This is a genomic window from uncultured Kriegella sp., assembly GCF_963975415.1.
In the GTDB taxonomy this organism is placed as follows: Bacteria; Bacteroidota; Bacteroidia; order Flavobacteriales; family Flavobacteriaceae; genus Kriegella.
This window is the reverse complement of the sequence record NZ_CAXBGN010000002.1, coordinates 704,147-723,949: the sequence shown is the minus strand read 5'-3', so window position 1 is coordinate 723,949 and position 19,803 is coordinate 704,147. Positions and strand designations below refer to the sequence as shown.

At 41.8% G+C, this 19,803-nt stretch carries 18 protein-coding genes; 5 read left to right on the top strand and 13 right to left on the bottom strand.

The window, feature by feature from the left end; translation table 11 throughout:
- Window positions 1–44 precede the first annotated feature (44 nt).
- Window positions 45–890, bottom strand: a complete 846-nt coding sequence (locus tag AACZ88_RS06925; protein ID WP_339708171.1) for an MBL fold metallo-hydrolase — start codon at window positions 888–890, stop codon at window positions 45–47.
- Complete coding sequence (locus AACZ88_RS06920) at window positions 887–1,915, bottom strand: cobalamin-independent methionine synthase II family protein (protein ID WP_339708168.1); 1,029 nt, start codon at window positions 1,913–1,915, stop codon at window positions 887–889. The genes AACZ88_RS06925 and AACZ88_RS06920 overlap by 4 nt, the downstream gene beginning before the upstream one ends.
- Before the next feature lie 143 nt (window positions 1,916–2,058).
- On the opposite strand from AACZ88_RS06920, the gene AACZ88_RS06915 reads away from it, so the two are divergent.
- Window positions 2,059–2,799, top strand: coding sequence for a GntR family transcriptional regulator (locus tag AACZ88_RS06915; protein WP_339708166.1), 741 nt, complete (start codon window positions 2,059–2,061; stop codon window positions 2,797–2,799).
- Here the strand turns inward: AACZ88_RS06915 and AACZ88_RS06910 are convergent.
- From AACZ88_RS06910 to AACZ88_RS06865, 10 genes are all read right to left on the bottom strand, one after another.
- Window positions 2,787–3,764, bottom strand: coding sequence for a hypothetical protein (locus tag AACZ88_RS06910; RefSeq protein ID WP_339708164.1), 978 nt, complete (start codon window positions 3,762–3,764; stop codon window positions 2,787–2,789). The two genes, AACZ88_RS06915 and AACZ88_RS06910, sit on opposite strands and share 13 nt — an antisense overlap.
- A gap of 5 nt (window positions 3,765–3,769) precedes the next feature.
- Window positions 3,770–5,128: an FAD-dependent oxidoreductase gene (locus AACZ88_RS06905; RefSeq protein ID WP_339708162.1), complete on the bottom strand. Its 1,359-nt coding sequence runs from the start codon at window positions 5,126–5,128 to the stop codon at window positions 3,770–3,772.
- Window positions 5,118–5,918 carry an SIS domain-containing protein gene (locus AACZ88_RS06900; protein WP_339708160.1) on the bottom strand — a complete coding sequence of 267 codons (801 nt, stop codon included), beginning with the start codon at window positions 5,916–5,918 and terminating at the stop codon, window positions 5,118–5,120. Before AACZ88_RS06900 ends, AACZ88_RS06905 begins: the two co-directional genes overlap by 11 nt.
- 1 nt (window position 5,919) lies before the next feature.
- Window positions 5,920–6,831, bottom strand: coding sequence for an ROK family protein (locus AACZ88_RS06895; RefSeq protein ID WP_339708158.1), 912 nt, complete (start codon window positions 6,829–6,831; stop codon window positions 5,920–5,922).
- 7 nt (window positions 6,832–6,838) lie between these two features.
- Window positions 6,839–7,624 carry an SDR family oxidoreductase gene (locus tag AACZ88_RS06890; protein ID WP_339708156.1) on the bottom strand — a complete coding sequence of 262 codons (786 nt, stop codon included), beginning with the start codon at window positions 7,622–7,624 and terminating at the stop codon, window positions 6,839–6,841.
- Window positions 7,625–7,707: 83 nt separating this feature from the next.
- On the bottom strand, window positions 7,708–8,907 hold the full coding sequence (locus AACZ88_RS06885; RefSeq protein ID WP_339708153.1) for a Gfo/Idh/MocA family oxidoreductase: 1,200 nt from the start codon (window positions 8,905–8,907) through the stop codon (window positions 7,708–7,710).
- 138 nt (window positions 8,908–9,045) lie between these two features.
- Window positions 9,046–10,149, bottom strand: a complete 1,104-nt coding sequence (locus AACZ88_RS06880; protein WP_339708150.1) for a serine hydrolase domain-containing protein — start codon at window positions 10,147–10,149, stop codon at window positions 9,046–9,048.
- 330 nt (window positions 10,150–10,479) lie between these two features.
- The gene (locus AACZ88_RS06875) at window positions 10,480–11,751 is read right to left on the bottom strand and encodes a kelch repeat-containing protein (RefSeq protein WP_339708147.1); all 1,272 of its coding nucleotides are present in this window, start codon (window positions 11,749–11,751) and stop codon (window positions 10,480–10,482) included.
- A gap of 338 nt (window positions 11,752–12,089) precedes the next feature.
- Window positions 12,090–13,478: an AGE family epimerase/isomerase gene (locus AACZ88_RS06870; protein WP_339708144.1), complete on the bottom strand. Its 1,389-nt coding sequence runs from the start codon at window positions 13,476–13,478 to the stop codon at window positions 12,090–12,092.
- A 67-nt stretch (window positions 13,479–13,545) separates the two neighbouring features.
- A complete protein-coding gene (locus AACZ88_RS06865) occupies window positions 13,546–14,301 on the bottom strand; it encodes a sulfite exporter TauE/SafE family protein (protein ID WP_339708141.1) in 756 nt (251 codons plus the stop codon).
- A 75-nt stretch (window positions 14,302–14,376) separates the two neighbouring features.
- Here AACZ88_RS06865 and AACZ88_RS06860 point away from each other — a divergent pair, with 75 nt between their 5' ends.
- The 3 genes from AACZ88_RS06860 to AACZ88_RS06850 all read left to right on the top strand — a co-directional run bounded on the left by AACZ88_RS06860 (window position 14,377) and on the right by AACZ88_RS06850 (window position 17,724).
- On the top strand, window positions 14,377–16,188 hold the full coding sequence (locus AACZ88_RS06860; protein ID WP_339708138.1) for a sodium:solute symporter family protein: 1,812 nt from the start codon (window positions 14,377–14,379) through the stop codon (window positions 16,186–16,188).
- 14 nt (window positions 16,189–16,202) lie between these two features.
- Window positions 16,203–17,291, top strand: a complete 1,089-nt coding sequence (locus tag AACZ88_RS06855; RefSeq protein WP_339708135.1) for a heparan-alpha-glucosaminide N-acetyltransferase — start codon at window positions 16,203–16,205, stop codon at window positions 17,289–17,291.
- Between the two features lie 67 nt (window positions 17,292–17,358).
- Window positions 17,359–17,724 carry a DUF2237 domain-containing protein gene (locus AACZ88_RS06850; RefSeq protein WP_339708132.1) on the top strand — a complete coding sequence of 122 codons (366 nt, stop codon included), beginning with the start codon at window positions 17,359–17,361 and terminating at the stop codon, window positions 17,722–17,724.
- A gap of 267 nt (window positions 17,725–17,991) precedes the next feature.
- On the opposite strand, the gene AACZ88_RS06845 is transcribed toward AACZ88_RS06850, so the two are convergent.
- Entirely contained in the window at window positions 17,992–18,585 is a 594-nt protein-coding gene (locus AACZ88_RS06845; protein ID WP_339708129.1) for a riboflavin synthase, read from the bottom strand.
- A gap of 58 nt (window positions 18,586–18,643) precedes the next feature.
- On the opposite strand from AACZ88_RS06845, the gene pdxA reads away from it, so the two are divergent.
- A complete protein-coding gene (gene pdxA / locus AACZ88_RS06840) occupies window positions 18,644–19,690 on the top strand; it encodes a 4-hydroxythreonine-4-phosphate dehydrogenase PdxA (RefSeq protein ID WP_339708223.1) in 1,047 nt (348 codons plus the stop codon).
- Window positions 19,691–19,803: the final 113 nt, after the last annotated feature.

Genomic DNA, 19,803 nt, shown 5'->3' with positions numbered 1-19,803 from the left:
TTGTAAAATCATTGGGTTTTACTGAAAGTTGTTTGCAAAAAAATCTAAGCAGAAAAACACTCGCCTCCCTTTAATACTTTATAGGCCTGAGCTTTTTCTTCGGTTTCCAAAATAAAATCATTAACATCTGCTGTATTAAAACTGAACATATCGTAGTGGCAAGGGATGATGTATTTTGCGCCGATAGACTTGCCCAATGCAACAGCTTCGTTACAATTTAAATTTCCTGCAACTTTACGTTCCGGTTTGTTGCCGTTAATGGGCAGTATCGCCACGTCGATATTAAAAGGGTTCAATATCCCGATCATTTCTTCGAACCACAAGGTGTCTCCACTGTGATATATGGCATATTTACCAAATTGAATGACAAAACCCATAAACTTGCAATTGCCATTTTCATCTCTGGCCACTTCATTATGTTTTGCGGGAATACCATTAAAAGTAAAGCCGTCAATGGAAATCGATTTACCATCGTTCATACCTATCGGGAATGCGCTGTCGCATTTTACCCTGTCGGCAACGAAACTGCGATTTGCCTCTGGAATGATAAATTTGATGTCGGGGTTATTCTTTAGAATCGGAACCAAGGTTTCAGCATCTAAATGATCGGTATGGTTGTGGCTTGAGGTGACTACGGAAATATTCCGCAACAGTTCAGGTCGTACCACCAATTCACTCATGCGAATATGTGGTTTTTCAGTTTCCGCATATTTTTTGGTCAGTGAATCAGAGAGGTAGGGGTCGATTAGCACCCGTTTACCCTTCCATTGCAGAAGGTAACCGCTTTGGCCCAGCCACCAAAGTCGAAAGCCTTCTTTTTGATGAAGAAACGAATCCATTTCTTCAATAAGGGCTTCATCCTTTTTCATTGCGGGAATCAAATTTTTCATAACGACTCCCTTACTTTTTTGGCCCCTGCGACCATATTAATAAGTTTTTGTCGTGAAGCCCAACGGGCCGTTTGACTAAGCCCGCAGTCGGGGGCTACGGAAAGCTTTTCCGCTGGCACATATTTCAGACAGCGGTTAATACGTTCGACCACATCGGCTACCGTTTCGATATAATAGTTTTTAACATCAATGATTCCGACGGCAACGTTCATTTTTTCGGCAAAAGGGGCCAAGAGTTCGATTTCCGCAAATTCGCGATTTGCCATTTCAACATGAATCTCATCTACATCCATATCTAAAAAATCGGGAAGCATTGGCTTTATACTGCGATATCCCACCGGTCTTCCCTTAAAGTTTCCGAAGCAAAGGTGCGTGCTGAGGTTGCATTTTCCCTTAATGGATTTTACGGTACGATTAAAAATATCGACAAAGCGTTTGGTGTCGGCCTTATAGGCATAACAGCTCATTGAAGGTTCATCAACGGTAATTTCGGTACAACCAGCTGCCACCAAGGCCTCAAGTTCATGGCTAATGATGGGCAGTAAAGCTTCGGTAATCTCATAACGATCTTTGTAGTTGTCGTTGGGCAATAACCTGCCTGATAATGTATACGGTCCGGGAATGCTAGCCTTGAGTACAGGACCGACCGGAGCCAACTTTTTAAGACGTTCGAATTCCTTTACGGCACCAAGGCCATTGGGAGCGGTCAAATCACCGACAATATTGTTTTTCCCCCGCTGATCGTGTGCGGCAGGGCCAAACTTTCTGGTATCTGAAGCATTATTTTCAATGCCGTTGATAAACCCGTAAAAGGATAAATTAAAATCTAGGCGTGTCTGTTCGCCATCAGTGATAACATCAAGGCCCGCGGTCGTTTGATCGTGTATAGCGGCAATAACGGCATCTTCGATGGCTTCCTCAATATCGGCGGCCCCGAATTTATCGAGATTTTGTGATGCGAATTCAAGCCATCCTGGAAAAGGATAGCTCCCTATGACGGTTGTTCTGATCGGAATTTTGCTCATAAATTAGTTTTAAGTGCATTCCACCCATGCGAGAATTTAGGTTATCCAAAATTTTCTGGATATTACCTATAGGCTAATGTAACCAAAACAACTTGTATGTACAAGTTATAATTCATACATTTCAATTCCTAATTTGGGTACCAATGTCTAACTTAGTGGCCGTGAAATCAGGAAAAATTAAAAACAGAAAATACCATACGATTCAAGACTATATCAGAAAACGTATACAAACGGGAAAGTATCCTGTCGGTAGCTACCTGCCTTCGGAAAATGAAATTTGCGGTCAATTTAGTACTACCAGGACCACGGTTAGAAAAGCTTTGGACGAATTGTTGAAGGAAGGGTTTATTGAGAAGGAACAGGGCAAGGGAAGCAAAGTTTTGGAACGACGAAAATCTTTGGGGCTTCTGACGGTCAAAGGTTTTTCGGGAGCTACTGACCATGAGGTAAAGACTGTTGTTACTGATGGACCAAAAGTCACCGATTGGGATCCAATTATCGCATTTGCACTAACGGAAGAAGAAAAAAAATCAAACTGTGTCTATTTTCAAAGAGTTCGGTATATCAATGATCGACCGGTAGTTTTGGAAAATAATTGGTATGCTAACAATGAATTGCCGCTAATCGATTCGGATGCTTTTATAGCGGGTTCCTTTTTCAAAACACTCAGCCAAAAGCATTTGATAGAGGTTATGGGTGCGGAGCAAGAATTGAAATCGATTCCGGCAAGTAAAGAGGTAGCCAAAAACCTCGAAATACAGGAGGGAAGTCCAATTTTGCATATATCGGTACGTTTTCGAACGAGCAAACCGGGTCTAAATCTTTACGGAGACCTGTATTGCAATACCACGGACTATCCTATTCGGAACAGCTATTTCCTATGACCCCCTGATGGCTTAAAAAAAGAATACAGCTTCTTCGGATTCTCATAAAACAACTTTTGATAGTATTCTTCCAATTCTTTTGATTTTAGAAAATCGGGAATCGTTTTAATCAAATAATTCAATCCCGGGTTGCCTCCATAGCTTTTCCAGTAGGCGTTTTTGGCCATGTCCATACCCAAAACGATTTGGTCCGGGTAATCGGGCAGCAGTTGCTCCAACAATTGCAACGAATAATTAGGCCCGTCTTTTTTCCAACGAAATATACTGTCATATTCTATACGAACACCTTCGTCCAATACATCGCGATTGTAATCAACATCTTTTGCCCTATCAACATGGGATAGCACTACATGTTCGAGTTTTGCGCCCAGCTTTTTAAAAAGGCGGGCTTGTTCGAGTGCCTGTTTGCCAAAATTCGTGTGGGTCAAAATGGGGGCACCTGTTTCTAGATGCGCATTGACCACAGCCCTGAAGATCAATTCTTGATGTTGGGTAAAAGGACCATCCCCCGTGGCCAATTTAATAAGTCCTGCTTTATGTCGGGTTCTTTTTACAAAGGTGCCCGAATAATCAAATTCATCTATTCCTTCTTCGATATCGGCAATAAACAAACGTGTCAATTCGTCTTCGGAGCTACTATATCGCCAATGGTTTTCCGGATAATAAATCTCCAAATGAATACCTGTTGGCACGATAATGTTCACACCACTACGTTGGCTTACCTCTGTGGATTTCAAAACGTTTCTGCCGCTATTGGCAGGCATGGTATCGACAACTGTTCTACCTCCGGCATTATAGAAATTCGTGAGTTCTTCGGAAATCTTATTTACATCGTTCAATAAAAACTCGGGGTGTTTGGCCGTTACATAGCTTTCATCAATGATGATATGCTCGTGTGAATAGGTAAGGCCCATTTCGGAGGTTGGTTTGTCGCCTAAAACGGTTCTAAAAAATTCTTGGGACATAGTTTTTAATTGTTTGTCCATCCGTTGCGGGAAATATCCGCAAGCTTATTGGGCAATTCTAAAATGACACCCAGACGAATAAGGGAATCCTGTAATTTTTTAATGTTGATATTTTTTGCGTCCATATCCGTATCCAACGATAGTACCGCAGCCACCCCGGCCGCTTGGCCCATGCTCATCGTCTGTGCCATGGAGCGGCAAGAGGCATGGGCATCATGGGTAGCCGAAAAACAACGCCCCACGACCCAGGTGTTCGTACTTTCTTTGGGAATAATGGTACCATAAGGAACCCCATAGACACCTCCATTCGGAACATATTCCCAAAAAGTTTCTGAATCGCCAGTGGCCCCTTTTCTATGGTCTTCTATGGGTGCTCCACAGAGAAATATTTGATTGTCAAAAGTCTTGGCAGACATACAATCTTCTCTGCTCAATCGATATTCCCCGAATACTCTACGGGTTTCGCGAACCCCAATTTGATGTGAGAGCCCAATGATTTTTGCATTTTGGTAGCCTGGTACTTCCGCTCGAAAGAAATTTTCAAATATAAAGGCTTGTCGGCGCCCTTCGATTTCTGCCTTTGTAATATCCTCAACATCCAAGGGGTCGAGATCTACGACTTTTACAGCGACCGTAGAGATGCATTTTGGTTGGCACATTTCGTGGGCCGAACCTTCTTTTCTTGGCAATGGATGCGAACCTTTTTCGTAGGCTTGGGTCATTTTTTCTTTTAACATTTTTTTTCCTCCGGCCGCATCGTATTCCTTATGTTCAACGTTCGACATTCGAAAGGTTGTAGTCATACTCTGGACTGCATCTTTTTCACCGGCCTTTTCATAGGGGATATCCGCCCAATGGCAATAATCGGCATCACCGGATGCATCGATGATGCGTTTTGCCACAATCGAGAAAAACCCCACGCCTTTATTGAAAAATATACAATTGGAAGTTTCGCCGACACTTTCCACACCGACCAACGTTGAATGATAAAACAGCTCGACGCCACTTTGAAGCAATAATTTGTCCCAGACCTGTTTCAACTTTTCAGGGTTGTAATTCACCCCGGTTCCTGCCCCATAAGTGTTCGGCCGAAGAAAAATATCCCCAGATTTATTGAGCTCATTGACTATTCGATCCGGAATTCCCCCGACTATTTTCTTAGGGCTTTCTGAAGGCGTAAAAAACCCATAAAAAGTGTCCAACATCTGCGTTGAGGTGCCGCCGGGAAATCCGTAGCGTTCTACAAGCGTTACTTTGTGTTTTCCTTGGGATGCGGCAATCGCTGCCGTGGAACCCGCACTGCCACTACCTATGATCAGGATATCGGTCTGGTACGTTTTTGCTATGGCAGAACTAAAGGTCATCAATGTTTATTTTCGGACCAACATTTTCATAGAGCTTTGCCATTAAATGTGCATGTTCGTCGTAGGCCGATTCAAACAAATCAACGGCACGTTGTTCCCCAACAATTTTGCCGCTGCTCAAGACTTTCGGTGATTTTCCATTCTTATGGAGAATATTGGCCACTTCCGCTTTTATGGAATTAATAATTAAAACCCCGCCCAAGGTCGAACCCGGGGCCACAGGAGAATCGAGTCCGTCGATATAAAGCATGGCATCGCCCAAGGGGGCTCCGGTATCCAAAACATAGTCGGCAAAATCAATGAGCTTTTTACCGTCGGCTTTTTTAGAGGTGCTTCCTTCCAGGTGTAAACTACTGACAAGTGCCACTACTTTCACATTACGTTTTTGAAATTCCTCGGCCATTTCGATAGGCACTACGTTACAGCCACTAGAGGAGATAATAAGCGCCGTGTCTTGCGGACTCGTATCAAAATTTCTAAGGATACGATTGGCAAGTCCGGGTACGTTTTCCAAGAACATTGCCTGCCGTTGTCCGTTGGCGCCAACCACCAAATTATGAAAAGAAAGCGATAGTTCTACAATCGGGTTAAAACCGGGAAACGATCCGTAACGTGGCCACATTTCTTCGACCATCATACGGCTGTGACCCGACCCGAAAAGGTGTACCATACGACCGCTTAGGATTGATTTGGCGAATAGTTTCGCAACTTCCTGAATAGTTGCCTCCTGTTTTTCTATGGTAGAAATAATATCCTTTCCCTTTGATAAATACTGCTGCGTTAAGCTCATTTTAGTGTGACTTGTTTTTGGCGAAGAATGCCGCGCCGATGGCCCCGGCGTATCCTCCTAGTTTTGCTTTTTTAATTTTTATTTGATAACCTCCTGGGCACCATTCGTAATCGGACATGAATTCTTTCAAGGGATCCATAAGAGAATTGCCTGCCCCGGCTGTAATACCTCCTCCCAAAATAATCAGTTCGGGAGAAAGAATATTTGTCAGTGAAGCCAAGGCCACCGCTAATTTTTGAACAGATTCCAGCCACCAAGTTTTGGCTTCTGGATTTTGGTTTTCGTAGGCATCGACCAATTCGCGAACGCTTTTGAACCGTCCGCCCGTTCGCTCGGAAACCGAAAAATTTCCTATGGCATGTTCCAAACTGCCCGGCATATTGGTCATGGTCTGGGAGCCTCGAAAATCAACGGTCATATGGCCAACATGCCCTGCTCGTTGCAGGGTACCCTGATATAATTTTCCGTCGATAATAATTCCACCGCCCACGCCCGTACCTAGGGTGAGCATCAACAGGTTTTGAACACCCTCGGCACTATAAAAGGACTCATATTCCGCCAAACAGGCCGAATGCCCGTCATTAATAACTCGAATATCTCTTTGGAGCGCCTCCGACCAATTAAAGTTTTCGATGCCCTGTAGCCTTTTGGGCATATGCAAGGTCATTTTGTTTTCTGCATCTACAAGACCGGGTGCCGAAATACCGCATTTTAAAGCTTCAGGGTTTGATTTGGCGTATTGTTCCGACTTCGCTTCAATTAGCGCAATCATTTTTTTCTTCCAAAGCTCTTTTCCCTTGGAAGTGTCTTCCGTTAACACTTCATTGCGTTCCAAGACCGTTCCCTTATCATCTAGAATGACCGTCTTTATTTTTGTGCCCCCGATGTCAATCCCCAAATAATGCTTTTTCATTTTGCGATTATTGATATTGCCCTTCGCTCAACGTCCATCCGCCGTCCACTGCTAAAACTTGGCCTGTGATGAATTTGGAATCGGGGTGCAAAAACATGAGCACGGCACTATTGATATCTTCCGATGCCCCGGGGCGACCCCCATCCAAAGGTTGTTTGGTCTTTAAAAAGGAAAGGATTTCTTCATCTTCGGCGGCCCGCTTGGCCATCGGCGTAATAAACAAACTTGGCGCGATTACATTTATACGGATGTTGTGCTCAGCATAATAGGAGGCAATGGATTTTGAAAAACCGATTATGGCAGATTTGGCCGCCGCATAGGCATGGGTCACAAAATATTTTGGTGAAGGGGAATAGCCCAATACGGATCCCATATTTAAAATGACCCCTTCTTTATTTTGTTTCAAAAAATAATTGATGATCGCTTGGTTCGAAAGCATCATGGAAGTAAGGTTGAGTTCCATGGTCTTGTTCCAGCCATCCAATGTCATTTTATCCAATGCGCCGTCGCCCCATTTTCGACCGCTTCCTCCCGCTACGTGAAACAATCCTGTGATAGTGCCAAATTTATTATGCGCCATTTGAATGGCCTTCTTGGCAGTTTCCGGGTCGGTGGCGTCTCCACTCAGGGAAATACTATTAGAACCCAGAATTTCCTCGGATTTTTTACAGCTTTCGAGATTTCTTCCCACCACGAGTACATTGGCACCTTGTTTTTTAAGAGCGATGGCTGCAGCGAGCCCCATTCCGGTGGTTCCGCCCATGATGATATACGAAGTGTTTTTAAAATCCATAGTCTTTAAGTTCGCAAGGAAGGTCTCCTTGGACGTACGAAGTGCAGAAATTGCATTTTCCGCAAATGTCCATTGTAATTCTTTTATTCTGCCTTTGTTATCTTTTGGGAAACTTCCCCAGATTTTTTATGCTTTAGGATGAGCGTACTATCCCCGTTGGGTAAAATTTCCTTTTTGATTAAATAATGATCCTCATCATAGGAATCCCATTGTTTTTGGTTGTCTTGGGGGTCATCACCCCGCCAATCTTCTAAAATAACGGGCTCCCAGGTTTTGGTTTCTGCAGATTTAAAAGCTGCATCCAAGATGGCATTGACCACATATCCATCATAAAAAGTTTCCAAGGGGTCTCGATTTTCCTCAATGGCGCTGAACATATCGGTAAACATATGAGGGTAGCCAAGTTCATGGGCTTCATCGCCAACAGGAAACAACCAGCCTGTGCTCGATTCCGCCTTTTCGGCTACATAGCCATCACTGCCTTTTCCCGTAGTGAACATTTCAAAACCGGTACGCAAAAAACTATTGACCCAGATGGTGCCTTCGGTACCCATAACCTCGTCGCGGAGGTCCATTCCCCCTCTGAATGTCCAGCTTACCTCGAACTGGCCAATGGCTCCATTGGCGTACTTTACAAGGCCAATGGCATGGTCTTCGGCATCAATTGGGTGTACTTGCGTATCTGCCCAACACATTACTTCGATGGGTTTTATATGCTTCCCGATAAAATTGCGACTGATTTCCACGCAGTGACAGCCCAAATCGATAATCGCTCCACCACCTGATTTTTCTTTGTCCCAAAACCAATCGCTATGCGGGCCAGGGTGCGTTTCGCGCGACTTTGCCCAGAGTACGCGACCGATATCGCCGCGTTTTACATTCTCCATCGATTTTAAAAATTTGGGCGTATAGCAGAGGTCTTCCAAATACCCTCCAAAGATTCCGGCCTGCTCTACCGCATCAAGCATGCGCTTTGCCTCGTCCGCTGTTCTTCCTAGGGGTTTTGTGCATATTACATGTTTTTTAGCCTTTGCACAGGCAAGTACAGCTGCTTCATGCAAATGATTGGGAAGTGAAATCAGGACTACTTCTACATCGGGGTGAGCAATGGCTTCTTCCATGGATGTGCTGTAATGGGGCAATCCGTAATCTGAGGCAAAGCGTTTGGCATTTTCCTTATTTCTTGAATAGACCATGACAACATGGTCTTTACGTCTTTGGGCGTGCAGCGATTCGGCGTAAAAGCGAGCGATAAAACCCGAGCCTAGCATGGCAATCTTCATACTCTATTATTTAATCTGTTTAAGAAAAAACTTGTTCTAGAGAAACTTTAATGTGATAAAGGTAGGAAATTCAACTTGTACGTACAAGTTGAATATGAAATCGCTTTTGATGTTAAAATCACTTCGTTCTAAGTCACTTCACCTTAGAGTCTTCATTAGTTCTGGGCACAAGCTCATCACCTCACTGGCCATTGCTCCTAAAGCCGTAATATTCGATAGAACAATAACACTATTTTTTTCTTCGGTATCCATTATCATTGAAGAGGTATACCCGCCAGTTCCGCCATTATGCCAATACCATTTGGCGCCCGATTCGGTCTTTATTACGCCCCAAGCTAAGCCGGTTGCAAAGTCATCGGTTGCCCTATGATGTGGAGTTCTAGTCAGTGCAAGGTCTTTATTGTTATCCTCAAAATGGGCAAGGGCAAACTTGGATAAATCCTCGGAGGTCGATAAAATTCCGCCAGCGCCCATTAACACCCCCATATCCCAGTTCGGTACCTCTTTACCATTTTCATTAAGTCCCATAACCAATTTATCCCTTATTTTGGATCGAATTGTAGTGGAACTAAGCATGCTATATTTTTCGAAAATTTTAGTCTGAATCAAGTCTTCATAGCTAGAATTATCGATTTTACCGAGAACAAAACCAAGCAATCCTGCTCCCAAATTTGAGTATTCGGATTTCTCTCCAGGATTTTGCAACATGACCAGCTTTTCGGTGAGATATCGTTTTAACTCTTGCTCTCCGAAATTTTTATAAGGGTTCTCTAAACTTAGGGAAGGAGAACTTAAACTTTCAGGTACCCGTGGAAGCCCTGAAGTATGCGTTGCAAGCTGTTTCAATGAGATTTTGATGTTATCCTTAATTTTAAAACCAATAAAATCGTTGATATTATCGTCAAGGCCAATTTTCCCGTTCACTACAAAGTTAGCCAAAAGGGTCGCGGTAAATACTTTTGTTATCGAGCCAATTTCGAATACTTTTTTATGATTTTCGATGGTCAGAATAGAATCGTTTTCCCGCTTTACCCCAAAATATTTGGCTTCCCCATCACTAACAATTGCTATTGCTATTTGCGTTTGATTCGGAAACATTTTAACCTTTTCGAATATCAGGTCCGATTGTTCCTTGGTCAAACCTTTCTTTTGTTCATCTTGGGCATTGATGGCTTCCCTTGTTTGACCTTTTCCTTTACAGGCTATTAAAAGAAGGGCAAGTATAAAAAGGTAGTTTTTCATTAGAAATTTTGATGTTCTTAGAAAGAATAAAACTGGAACAGCGCTACTCTAGGCAAATTTGGTAACCCCTTAATTTCGTGTTACTGTATACGTGATTATCACCTAAAAATACGGATAAAAAAGAATGAAAAAGAAATAGCCTTATTTTCTTTGTTAAAAGGTTGGCCCATTGGTTCCATCTTTGCATCATAGTATGAAATTTGCTAAAACATTGGATACGTCTTTTTGCTGATAATCAGTATTAAAAAAACCAAAGAGTATTTTTAATATACCCTTTGGTTTTTAAATAGAGGTCATGCCATGCCTTTCTTTGGCAATGCGTATACGATATTATTCTATAGTCCAAACATCATTTACCCTGTCCAATATGGCATTGCTTTGCTGTCCCCCAATGATCCATATTTTTGAATTAAAAACGACAGAAGTATGACTTTGTCTGGTTGAGAAAGGAGCAGAAGAAGTTGCTCTAGACCAAATATTGCCATCAGGACTTGACCAGATATCATTTTCGGTGGCTGTTGCCGACTTCCCACCGATTACCCAAATTTTATTATCATACACTACAGTGGTATGCTCTTGTCGTTTAGAAAAAGCGGCTGATGGCGAAGCCGTTGACCAGTAGACTCCATCTGAAGAGAACCACACATCGTTCATCAAACCATTACTTCCCGTCCCTGATTTTCTGCCTCCAATGACCCAAAGTTTATCATCATGTACGACTGTTGTGTGACCTGCTCTGGGCTCAAACGATGCACCTGCTGTAGCTTCGACCCAAGAAATTCCGTCTGTAGTATACCATACATCGTTGAGTTCTCCCCCAACAGCCGAATTTCCATGACCACCAATAACCCATATCTTATTATCATATACTGCCGCGGTATGATTGACACGTTTTGAAAACGGAGGGTCTGTTGCTCGGATCCAATTTATCCCATCATCACTATACCAAATATCGTTACTGTTTTCACCGCCAATGTACCCGCCAATAACCCACATTTTATTATCAAATACTACCGTGGCATGCCCTGACCGCCCGTAAAAAGGCGTCGATGTTGTAGCGGCCGACCAGCTAGCACCATTACTGCTATACCATACATCAGTTTCGTAATAGTGGCCTTCATACCCCGAAACTACCCAGAGCTTATTATCGAAAGCAATGGAGGTATGATTGGCTCTTTTTGAAAAAGCAGCATCGGAAGTTACCGAATTATAATGCAACGATCTAGTCGTGAAAGACCCAAGTTCGCTAATTTTTATGTTTCCTTGGCTATCCCTTGCCAACACCCACCAATTGTATTCGAGATTTGGCGATAATGCGGTTTGGATTCTATATTGGTTTTTGATTACTTCGCTTGCCACGGGAACTCTTGGATGTTTCTCTGTACCCAGATAAATTTCATAGGTTATTTCGCAAAAACCACAATCAAAGGCTTTTTCCCATTGTAAGGTTGGCGAAAGTGAAACTTCCAAAGAACCTTTGGAGACATCAACAAGTTTAAAGGGTGTCGATTCACTATCTTTTATAAAGGGATAATCACTGTATTTGTCGCAAGAAACTAGTATAAAAGCCAGTGTAATTAGAGTAAATTTTAATTTTTTCATGATATAGATTTTAGAGTTCATATCTCCTTTATACGATCTAATTTCAAAGGTTAACGCCATTACAGAAAGAATCTATAACATTTTAGTCAGAGGCTTTCGTCGTCCGTTCAATTATTAAAGATTAGGAAATAGGTGAAGAAACCCTAAGTAGCTTCACATGTAAACAGGAGAGCGGGTTGCTTATGAAGACAATGGTGATGGTTTATACTTAAACCTCAAACTTGGGCTTTCACCAACAAATGGAAGTCTGCCGTTTTCGGATTTTCCCGAAGTGAAATAAACAAATAGTAGTGCCATATTTAAACTTTTTAAAATAGTGGAATCTACAATAGCTTTAATCAGTGAAGGTTCTTGGTGAGCACAAAATCTCCACGAAGCATTTCTATTACATTGATTAGAGAGCGTATATTGTGATAATTAACTTTCCAGATTTGTGCTTTCACATCGTATTTCGCTTCAGGGTTCGAATCTAAACCCTCTCCGTACCAACCTTTATATTGATGATCAATCATATAGGTATTTATATAGTCCCATTGTTTTTTAAAAAGTTCAGCGTAATGTTTTTCTTTAGGGAATAGCTTTGACATTAGTAGGAGAGAATTCAAGCCCTCAGCCTCTGTCCACCATATTTTTGCCTTGTTTTCTATCGTACAAACATCAGGTTCATGATAGTATCCGCCATCGTAAAAACCTCCTTTTTCAGTATCCCAACCATTGGTCAAAGCGTGATCGACCATTTTTTTCGCTTTGCTAAGGGTTACGCTGTCATTTTTAAGTCCCAGCGCATGGGACGCTTCCAGCATAAGAAAAGCGGTTTCCACGTCATGACCAAATGAGACGTGGTCTAGCCCGAAATTTTGTTTTCTATAGGTTTCAGATGAATCTTTTAGCGAAACAGGACTCCAATCTCGTTCAAGATGAAGCGTGAGATATCCTTTTTCCGTGGTGATGGTATCACGTATTAATAGTAATAATTCCTCCAGACGTTCTTTGACCAGCTTGTCAGGCCAAACTTGATAGAGGGCTGTTAAACACTCTAAAAGATGAATTGATGAGTTTTGGTCTTTCCAGTCTTTTCGAATAAAATTAGCGTAATCGTTATCATTTTCAGAAACATCCAGTAATAATGATCCATCTTGATTCAAAACATCAAAATATCCTTTATGAGTCTTGTCATGGGCATGTTCTTCCAACCAATAGAAGGTTTTTTTTGCAAGATCAAGGGCCGATTGGTCTTTAGAAATGGAATAATAAGTAGCAAGGCCGTAGATGGCGAAGGCGTTGCCATAGGTACTTTTGCCAGTTGAAAGAACCTTTAGCGTACCGGTGTCGATACCCAAAAGAGTATTAAAGCCACCATTGATGGTATCCCACATATGGTTTTTTAAAAATTCGTATCCGTGCGCTGCAATTTTTTGATAGTGTGCATCCTTATAATAGTTGGTCAATATAGAAGTCGTCCAGATATGGCGCGCTTGGCTAACGAGCATTTTGTTCTGTTTTCCTTCTTTTTCCCATTTATAATTGAAATCAGACCAAAATCCACCGTTAATACTATCAATGGTTTTTGGATACCAGACCTTTACCAGGGCATTGAGCTCTTCTTCAAGTTGAGGTAAAACCTTAGTAGCAATTTCATCCTGCTTATTTTGTTTCGATTGGCAGGAAGGCAAAACGATTAAGAAAAGCAGGAACAAAAGCCAAGGGCTTTTTAAATATATTTTCATATGATTGTTCGTTAGACGGGGGAGACAATCATAAAGCTAAGAATAAATGGGATATATTTTTCGTCTTCTATCGGAATAGTATTAAGACGGCTCCCACTGCGGTCAAGACCAAAATCATTTTTCTGTAAAAGTCTTCTTTGATGATTTTTACCAAGCGAACCCCTAGAAAAACCCCAATTAGAATACCCGGAAGCAGTTTTAGGTCAATCAATAGTGTTTCTGGCGTAATGGTTTTCCATACCCATATGTGAAAAGGTAGCTTAAAGATATTAATGATCAAAAAGAGCCAAGCGGCAGTGCCGATAAACTCGTTTTTCGGTACGCGCATTGCCAAAAAATAAATATTGCTAAAAGCTCCGGCCAAATTTCCGATCATCGTCGTAATTCCTGCAATTATGCCAACAACTCCGGCAAAGGCCCAATGGGTGGGCACTGATTTTGATTTTCGCCTGTCCCACCAGTACATCATCACAACACTGATGACTATGATGACGGCCATACTTATTTTAAAGGTACTTTCATCGAGATCGTTTCCAATGAGTACACCTATAACGATACCTGCGAGAATCCAAGGTAAAAAGCGAATAATATAATGCCACTGGGCATGCCTATTATAATAAATAACGGCAAAAATGTCTGCAGCTACCAGTAGGGGTACTACAAGCCCTGTAGATTCTTTCGCACCAAAGGCCAACGCCATCAAGGTAACGTTGATAATAGCTATCCCTTTAATGCCTGCTTTTGAAAGTCCGATAACCATTGCTGCGGCTATCGCCATGCCCCATGACATGATCGAGATGTTAGATAAAGTTGATAATATCAAAATTGATGTTTAGTAATCAAAGGGCAAATGTATCTTAAAATATTTTATCTTTATCGATCAACCAAAAAGCATTTTATGGAGTTAAGTACGCTTGATTATAGTTTTATTATCGTTTTCTTTTCACTTGTTCTAGGAATAGGTGTTTATGTTTCCAAAAAATCGGGAAAAAACTCTTCCGAATTTTTTCTATCCGGTAGAACAATGCCTTGGTGGCTTTTAGGGCTTTCTATGGTGGCGACCACCTTTTCTACCGACACCCCAAATTTAGTTACTGATATCGTGCGTACAAATGGTGTTTCTGGCAACTGGGTGTGGTGGGCCTTTTTGATTACAGGATTATTAACGGTTTTTGTATATGCCAAGTTATGGCGTAAATCGAATGTAAATACAGATTTGGAGTTTTATGAAATGCGATATGGCGGGAAGCCTGCGGAGTTTTTAAGAAAATTCAGAGCGGTATATTTAGGGGTTATCTTCAACGTTATTACCATGTCGGCGGTTACTTTGGCCGCGATAAAAATAGGAGGTATTATGCTGGGGCTTGAACCTTGGCAAACGGTGATCAGCGCTGGGTTGATTACAGTTACATTTAGCGCTTTGGGTGGATTTAAAGGAGTGGTTTATACCGATTTCCTGTTGTTCTTTGTTGCCATGGGCGGTGCTATCGGGGCTGCCTATTATTTGGTCAACATTCCAGAAGTTGGAGGTATACAGGCGTTGATGGAGAATGAGAATGTAACTAGTAAACTTGATATTCTTCCTGATTTCAGTAATAAAAAAGCTTTGATAACCTTGTTCATTATTCCCTTAGCCGTTCAATGGTGGAGTTCTTGGTACCCAGGTGCTGAGCCAGGCGGTGGCGGTTATATTGCCCAAAGGATGCTTGCTGCGAAGGATGAAAACCACGCCATTGGTGCCACCTTCTTTTTCAATATTATGCATTATGCTTTGCGACCTTGGCCATGGATTTTGGTAGCGTTGGCCTCTTTGGTAGTGTATCCCGATATCGCAAGTATACACGAGGCATTTCCCAATGTGGCGGAAAGTAAATTGGGACATGATTTGGCTTATTCGGCGATGTTGACCAAGCTGCCCAGCGGACTTCTAGGATTGGTGTTGGCCTCTTTGATTGCGGCCTACATGAGTACTATTTCTACCCAATTGAACTGGGGGTCTTCCTATATCGTATTTGATTTTTACAAACAGCAGGTTAAACCGACTGCCACCGAGAAAGAATTGGTTGCTGTGGGTAGAATTTCCACCGTTGTATTGATGGTTTTAAGTGCTGGTTTGGCGTTGGCTTTACAGAATGCGCTGCAATTATTCGATGTTTTATTGGCTTTTGGTGCAGGTACCGGATTGATTTTTATTCTTCGATGGTTTTGGTGGCGCATCAACGCCTGGAGTGAAATCACGGCTATGTTTGCATCTGGTATTATATCTATTATTTTTAAGTTAACTCCCCTCGGGCCATATTTATTTGCTGCTGAAACAGGTGTATTCCCCGATTGGGCAGAATATCTCTTTATTGTATTGATTACTACGGCCATTTGGATGGCTGCTACGTTTATGACCCAACCCGAATCGAAAGGTGTACTTCGAGGTTTCTACAAAAAAATACAACCAGGCGGTCCGGGTTGGTCTAAGGTGGTCAAGGAAGCGGCAGCGGATAATGTCGAAATCATTAATACTAAGGAAAAATGGAGCGTGCCCTCCGGTATTACGGCGATGCTCCTTGGTTGTGTGCTTATTTATTCCATCATGTTTGCCACTGGATATTGGATCTATGGCCGTACGACTCAAGCCATGGTCTTGACGGTAGTCGCCGTTATTTCAGGCGTTCTCTTGATAAAGGCATGGAACCGAATGAAAGATCATATTCTGTAGTCAGGTTCAGTCATATGAAGGATCGCATATTAGCTGTAGACATTTTTAGGGGCATGACCATTGTTTTGATGATTCTGGTGAATACACCAGGTACTTGGTCAAGTGTTTATGCCCCATTCTTGCACGCCCCTTGGCACGGATACACGCCTACCGATCTTGTATTTCCTTTCTTTTTGTTTATCGTAGGTACTTCGATAGCCTTTGCGTACAGAAACAAGGCTGTTAATGCCGGCACCTATAAGAAAATTGTCATTCGTAGCTTGAAATTGATCGGTCTAGGGCTTTTTCTAGGGGCATTTACTATTTATTTTCCCTTTGTAAAAGATTTTTCTGATATTCGTTTTCCTGGGGTATTACAGCGTATCGGGGTGGTTTTTTTCTTTGCCGCTGTTCTTTTTCTCAATTTTAACTGGAAAGCTTTAATAGGTATTTCAGTTTTTCTTTTGATAGGATATTGGTTGTTAATGGGGTATATACCCGTAAATGGCATGGAGTCGACTTTTGAACGGGCACCAAACAACTTGGCAAATTATTTGGACGTACAGGTATTCGGTACGCATAGTTATAAAGACGATTATGACCCAGAAGGTTTGTTAAGTACAGTTCCCGCAATTGTGAGTTCGTTATTAGGTATTTTTACGGGATTGATATTGATGTCAAAACAACCTAAAAAAGCCACCATTTTAATGGGTATTGGAGGCTCGATGTTGATTGTTGGACATTTATGGGACTTAATCTTTCCTATAAATAAAGCACTCTGGACAAGCAGTTTTGTTCTTGTGACAGCCGGATGGGCCAATTTGGGTTTGGCGCTCATTTATTACCTTACGGATGTTAGGGGTATGAGTTTTGGAAGTATTTTTCGTTATGCAGGGGCCAACGCTATTATACTTTACTTTTTGTCAAGCTTTATAGGAAAAGTTTTGGGTCAAATAAAAGTGAATGATGGCATATCGATGCACGGTTGGCTTTTCCAGACCATTTATGTACACGACCAGGTGTCAATGCAACTTTCTTCACTGTTATACGCCTTAACAGTGGTTGCCTTTTATTTGATACTGGCATATATACTTTACAAAAAGAAGATTTTCATCAAGGTTTGATATTAGACGATGTTCGATATATGCATACGCCTTTGATTTTTTAGTATTGGTAAAATTAAATCCAACTATGGAAGAAATACCAAAAAACGTTTTAGGTACCGAATTACAGTCTTGCTGTTTTGCCCCCCTCACTGGTTTTTATCGTGACGGGTTCTGCCAAATAAGCGATGAGGATGTAGGCACCCATATCGTTTGTGCTGTCATGACCGATGAATTTTTGAAATTCTCCAAGTCAAAAGGCAATGATCTTTCTACCCCGATACCCGAATGGCATTTTCCAGGACTAAAAGCAGGAGATAGATGGTGTTTGTGCGTTTTGCGCTGGCTAGAGGCCGAAGAAGCGGGCATGGCTCCAAATATTGTATTGGAAGCAACCCATGAAAAAGTCTTGGAATATACAGATTTCGAAGTGTTGCTAGAGTTTAAATTTTAATTTTCCTACTTCCCAGCAAGCACCACTGAGCTAGGCTGTCTTATGGCTTTTGCATTACAACAGACCGCCTGGGTAAAACTCAAAAATAAATTCATGGCATACCCTGATATATGAACTAGCAGAACAGGAGTTTAAAAGTAAAGATAGCGTAAATTCAAGAAGTAAGGAGAACATGAAAAAGGCCTTTAAATAGATTTAACGGGATACGCATATTCTATATCGGGCAAGAATAGGCGTACTCAAGAAAGCACCTTACTCAAGAAAACGCTATAAATTTCTCTTTTCCATCATTTTGGCGACATACTTACCGATAACATCAAATTCTAAATTCACTTCTGTACCTATGTTATACGAGTTAAACCTTGTGTGTTCGTAAGTATAGGGAATAATGGCCACGCTAAAGCTATTGTGTTTAGAATTAACCACTGTTAAGCTTACCCCATCTATGGTAATTGAGCCCTTTTCAATGGTTATGTTGTTTTGCGCGGCATTATATTCAAAGGTAAAGATATGACTGCCATCTTTTTTCTCACTAGCCGTACAGATGCCGGTTTGGTCCACATGACCCTGCACAATATGTCCGTCCAGACGTGAGCCCAGAACCATGGCCAGCTCCAGATTGACCTTGTCACCAACTTGAAGCTTGTGCAAATTGGTTTTTAGCAAAGTTTCCTCAATGGCGGTGACGGTGTAGGTATCTTTGCCGAGTGAAACTACAGTTAGACAAACTCCATTGTGGGCGACGCTCTGGTCGATTTGTAACTCATTGACCAGTTCTGATTTTATGGTGATGTGAAGGTTGCTCCCATCCTTTTCGAGTTTGTTGACAAGGCCCAAAGTTTCAATTATTCCCGTAAACATTTTCCGTTTAAATTAAGTAATTTTGTGCATTCGATTAAGACACAAAGGTACGGCTATTATGGAGGAAAATCAGAAAATAAAACTAGGGATATCTATCGGGGACCTTAACGGTATCGGGTGCGAAGTGGCATTAAAAACTTTCGAAGATACCCGGATGCTCGATTTTTGTACCCCTGTCTTTTTTGCATCCAACAAAACCATTTCTTTTCAAAAGAACGAATTGAAATTAGATATTAAATACAATGGGGTACATGAGGCGTCTAAAGCGTTAGAGGGCAAAATAAATGTGGTCAATGTTTGGAAAGAAGTGCCTAAAGTACGATTTGGCGAGGCAACAAAAGAAAGTGGTGACTACGCAATAAAATCACTAAGAGCCGCTGTTGAAGCCTTGAAAAAAGGAGATATCGACGTGCTCGTCACCGCACCAATAAATAAGAATAATATTCAAGCAGAAGACTTTAAATTTCCAGGGCATACCGATTATCTTGCTCAAGAACTTGGAGGGGAGAGTTTGATGTTCATGGTGACCGACGATCTTAAAGTGGGGTTGTTAACGGATCATGTTGCCGTAAAAGATGCGCCATCTGCCATAAATGCTATTTTGATCCGTACTAAAGTGCGAACAATCGAGAAATCTTTACAGGTAGATTTTGGCATTCGACGACCGAAGGTGGCTCTGTTGGGTATAAATCCACATAGCGGGGATAATGGAATTATCGGAAAAGAAGATGAAGAAGTCTTGAAACCTGTGATAAGAGAGATGTATGATTCTGGCCACTTGGTTTTTGGTCCGTATGCCGCTGACAGTTTCTTTGGCTCCGATGCCTACAAAAACTTTGACGCCGTACTTGCCGCATATCACGACCAAGGGCTCATACCTTTCAAAACCTTGTCTTTTGGAAAGGGAGTCAATTTTACTGCCGGACTTCCAAAGGTACGCACATCTCCAGACCATGGTACGGCCTATGAGATTGCTGGAAAAGGACAAGCCGACCATAGCTCTTTCAAGGAGGCCGTTTTTATGGCAATCCAAATTTTTAGAAATAGACAGGAATACATGGAATTGACTGAAAACACGCTGCAAAAACAGAAAATAAGACGATAATCGCAGAAGAAGTCGATTCGTAATGCACATTCTTATAACTAGTAGTTATATATTTTGTTTTTCAAATTGGGTTTTACCAAAAAAATATTATCTTTGCCCCCGCCTTTGAAAGG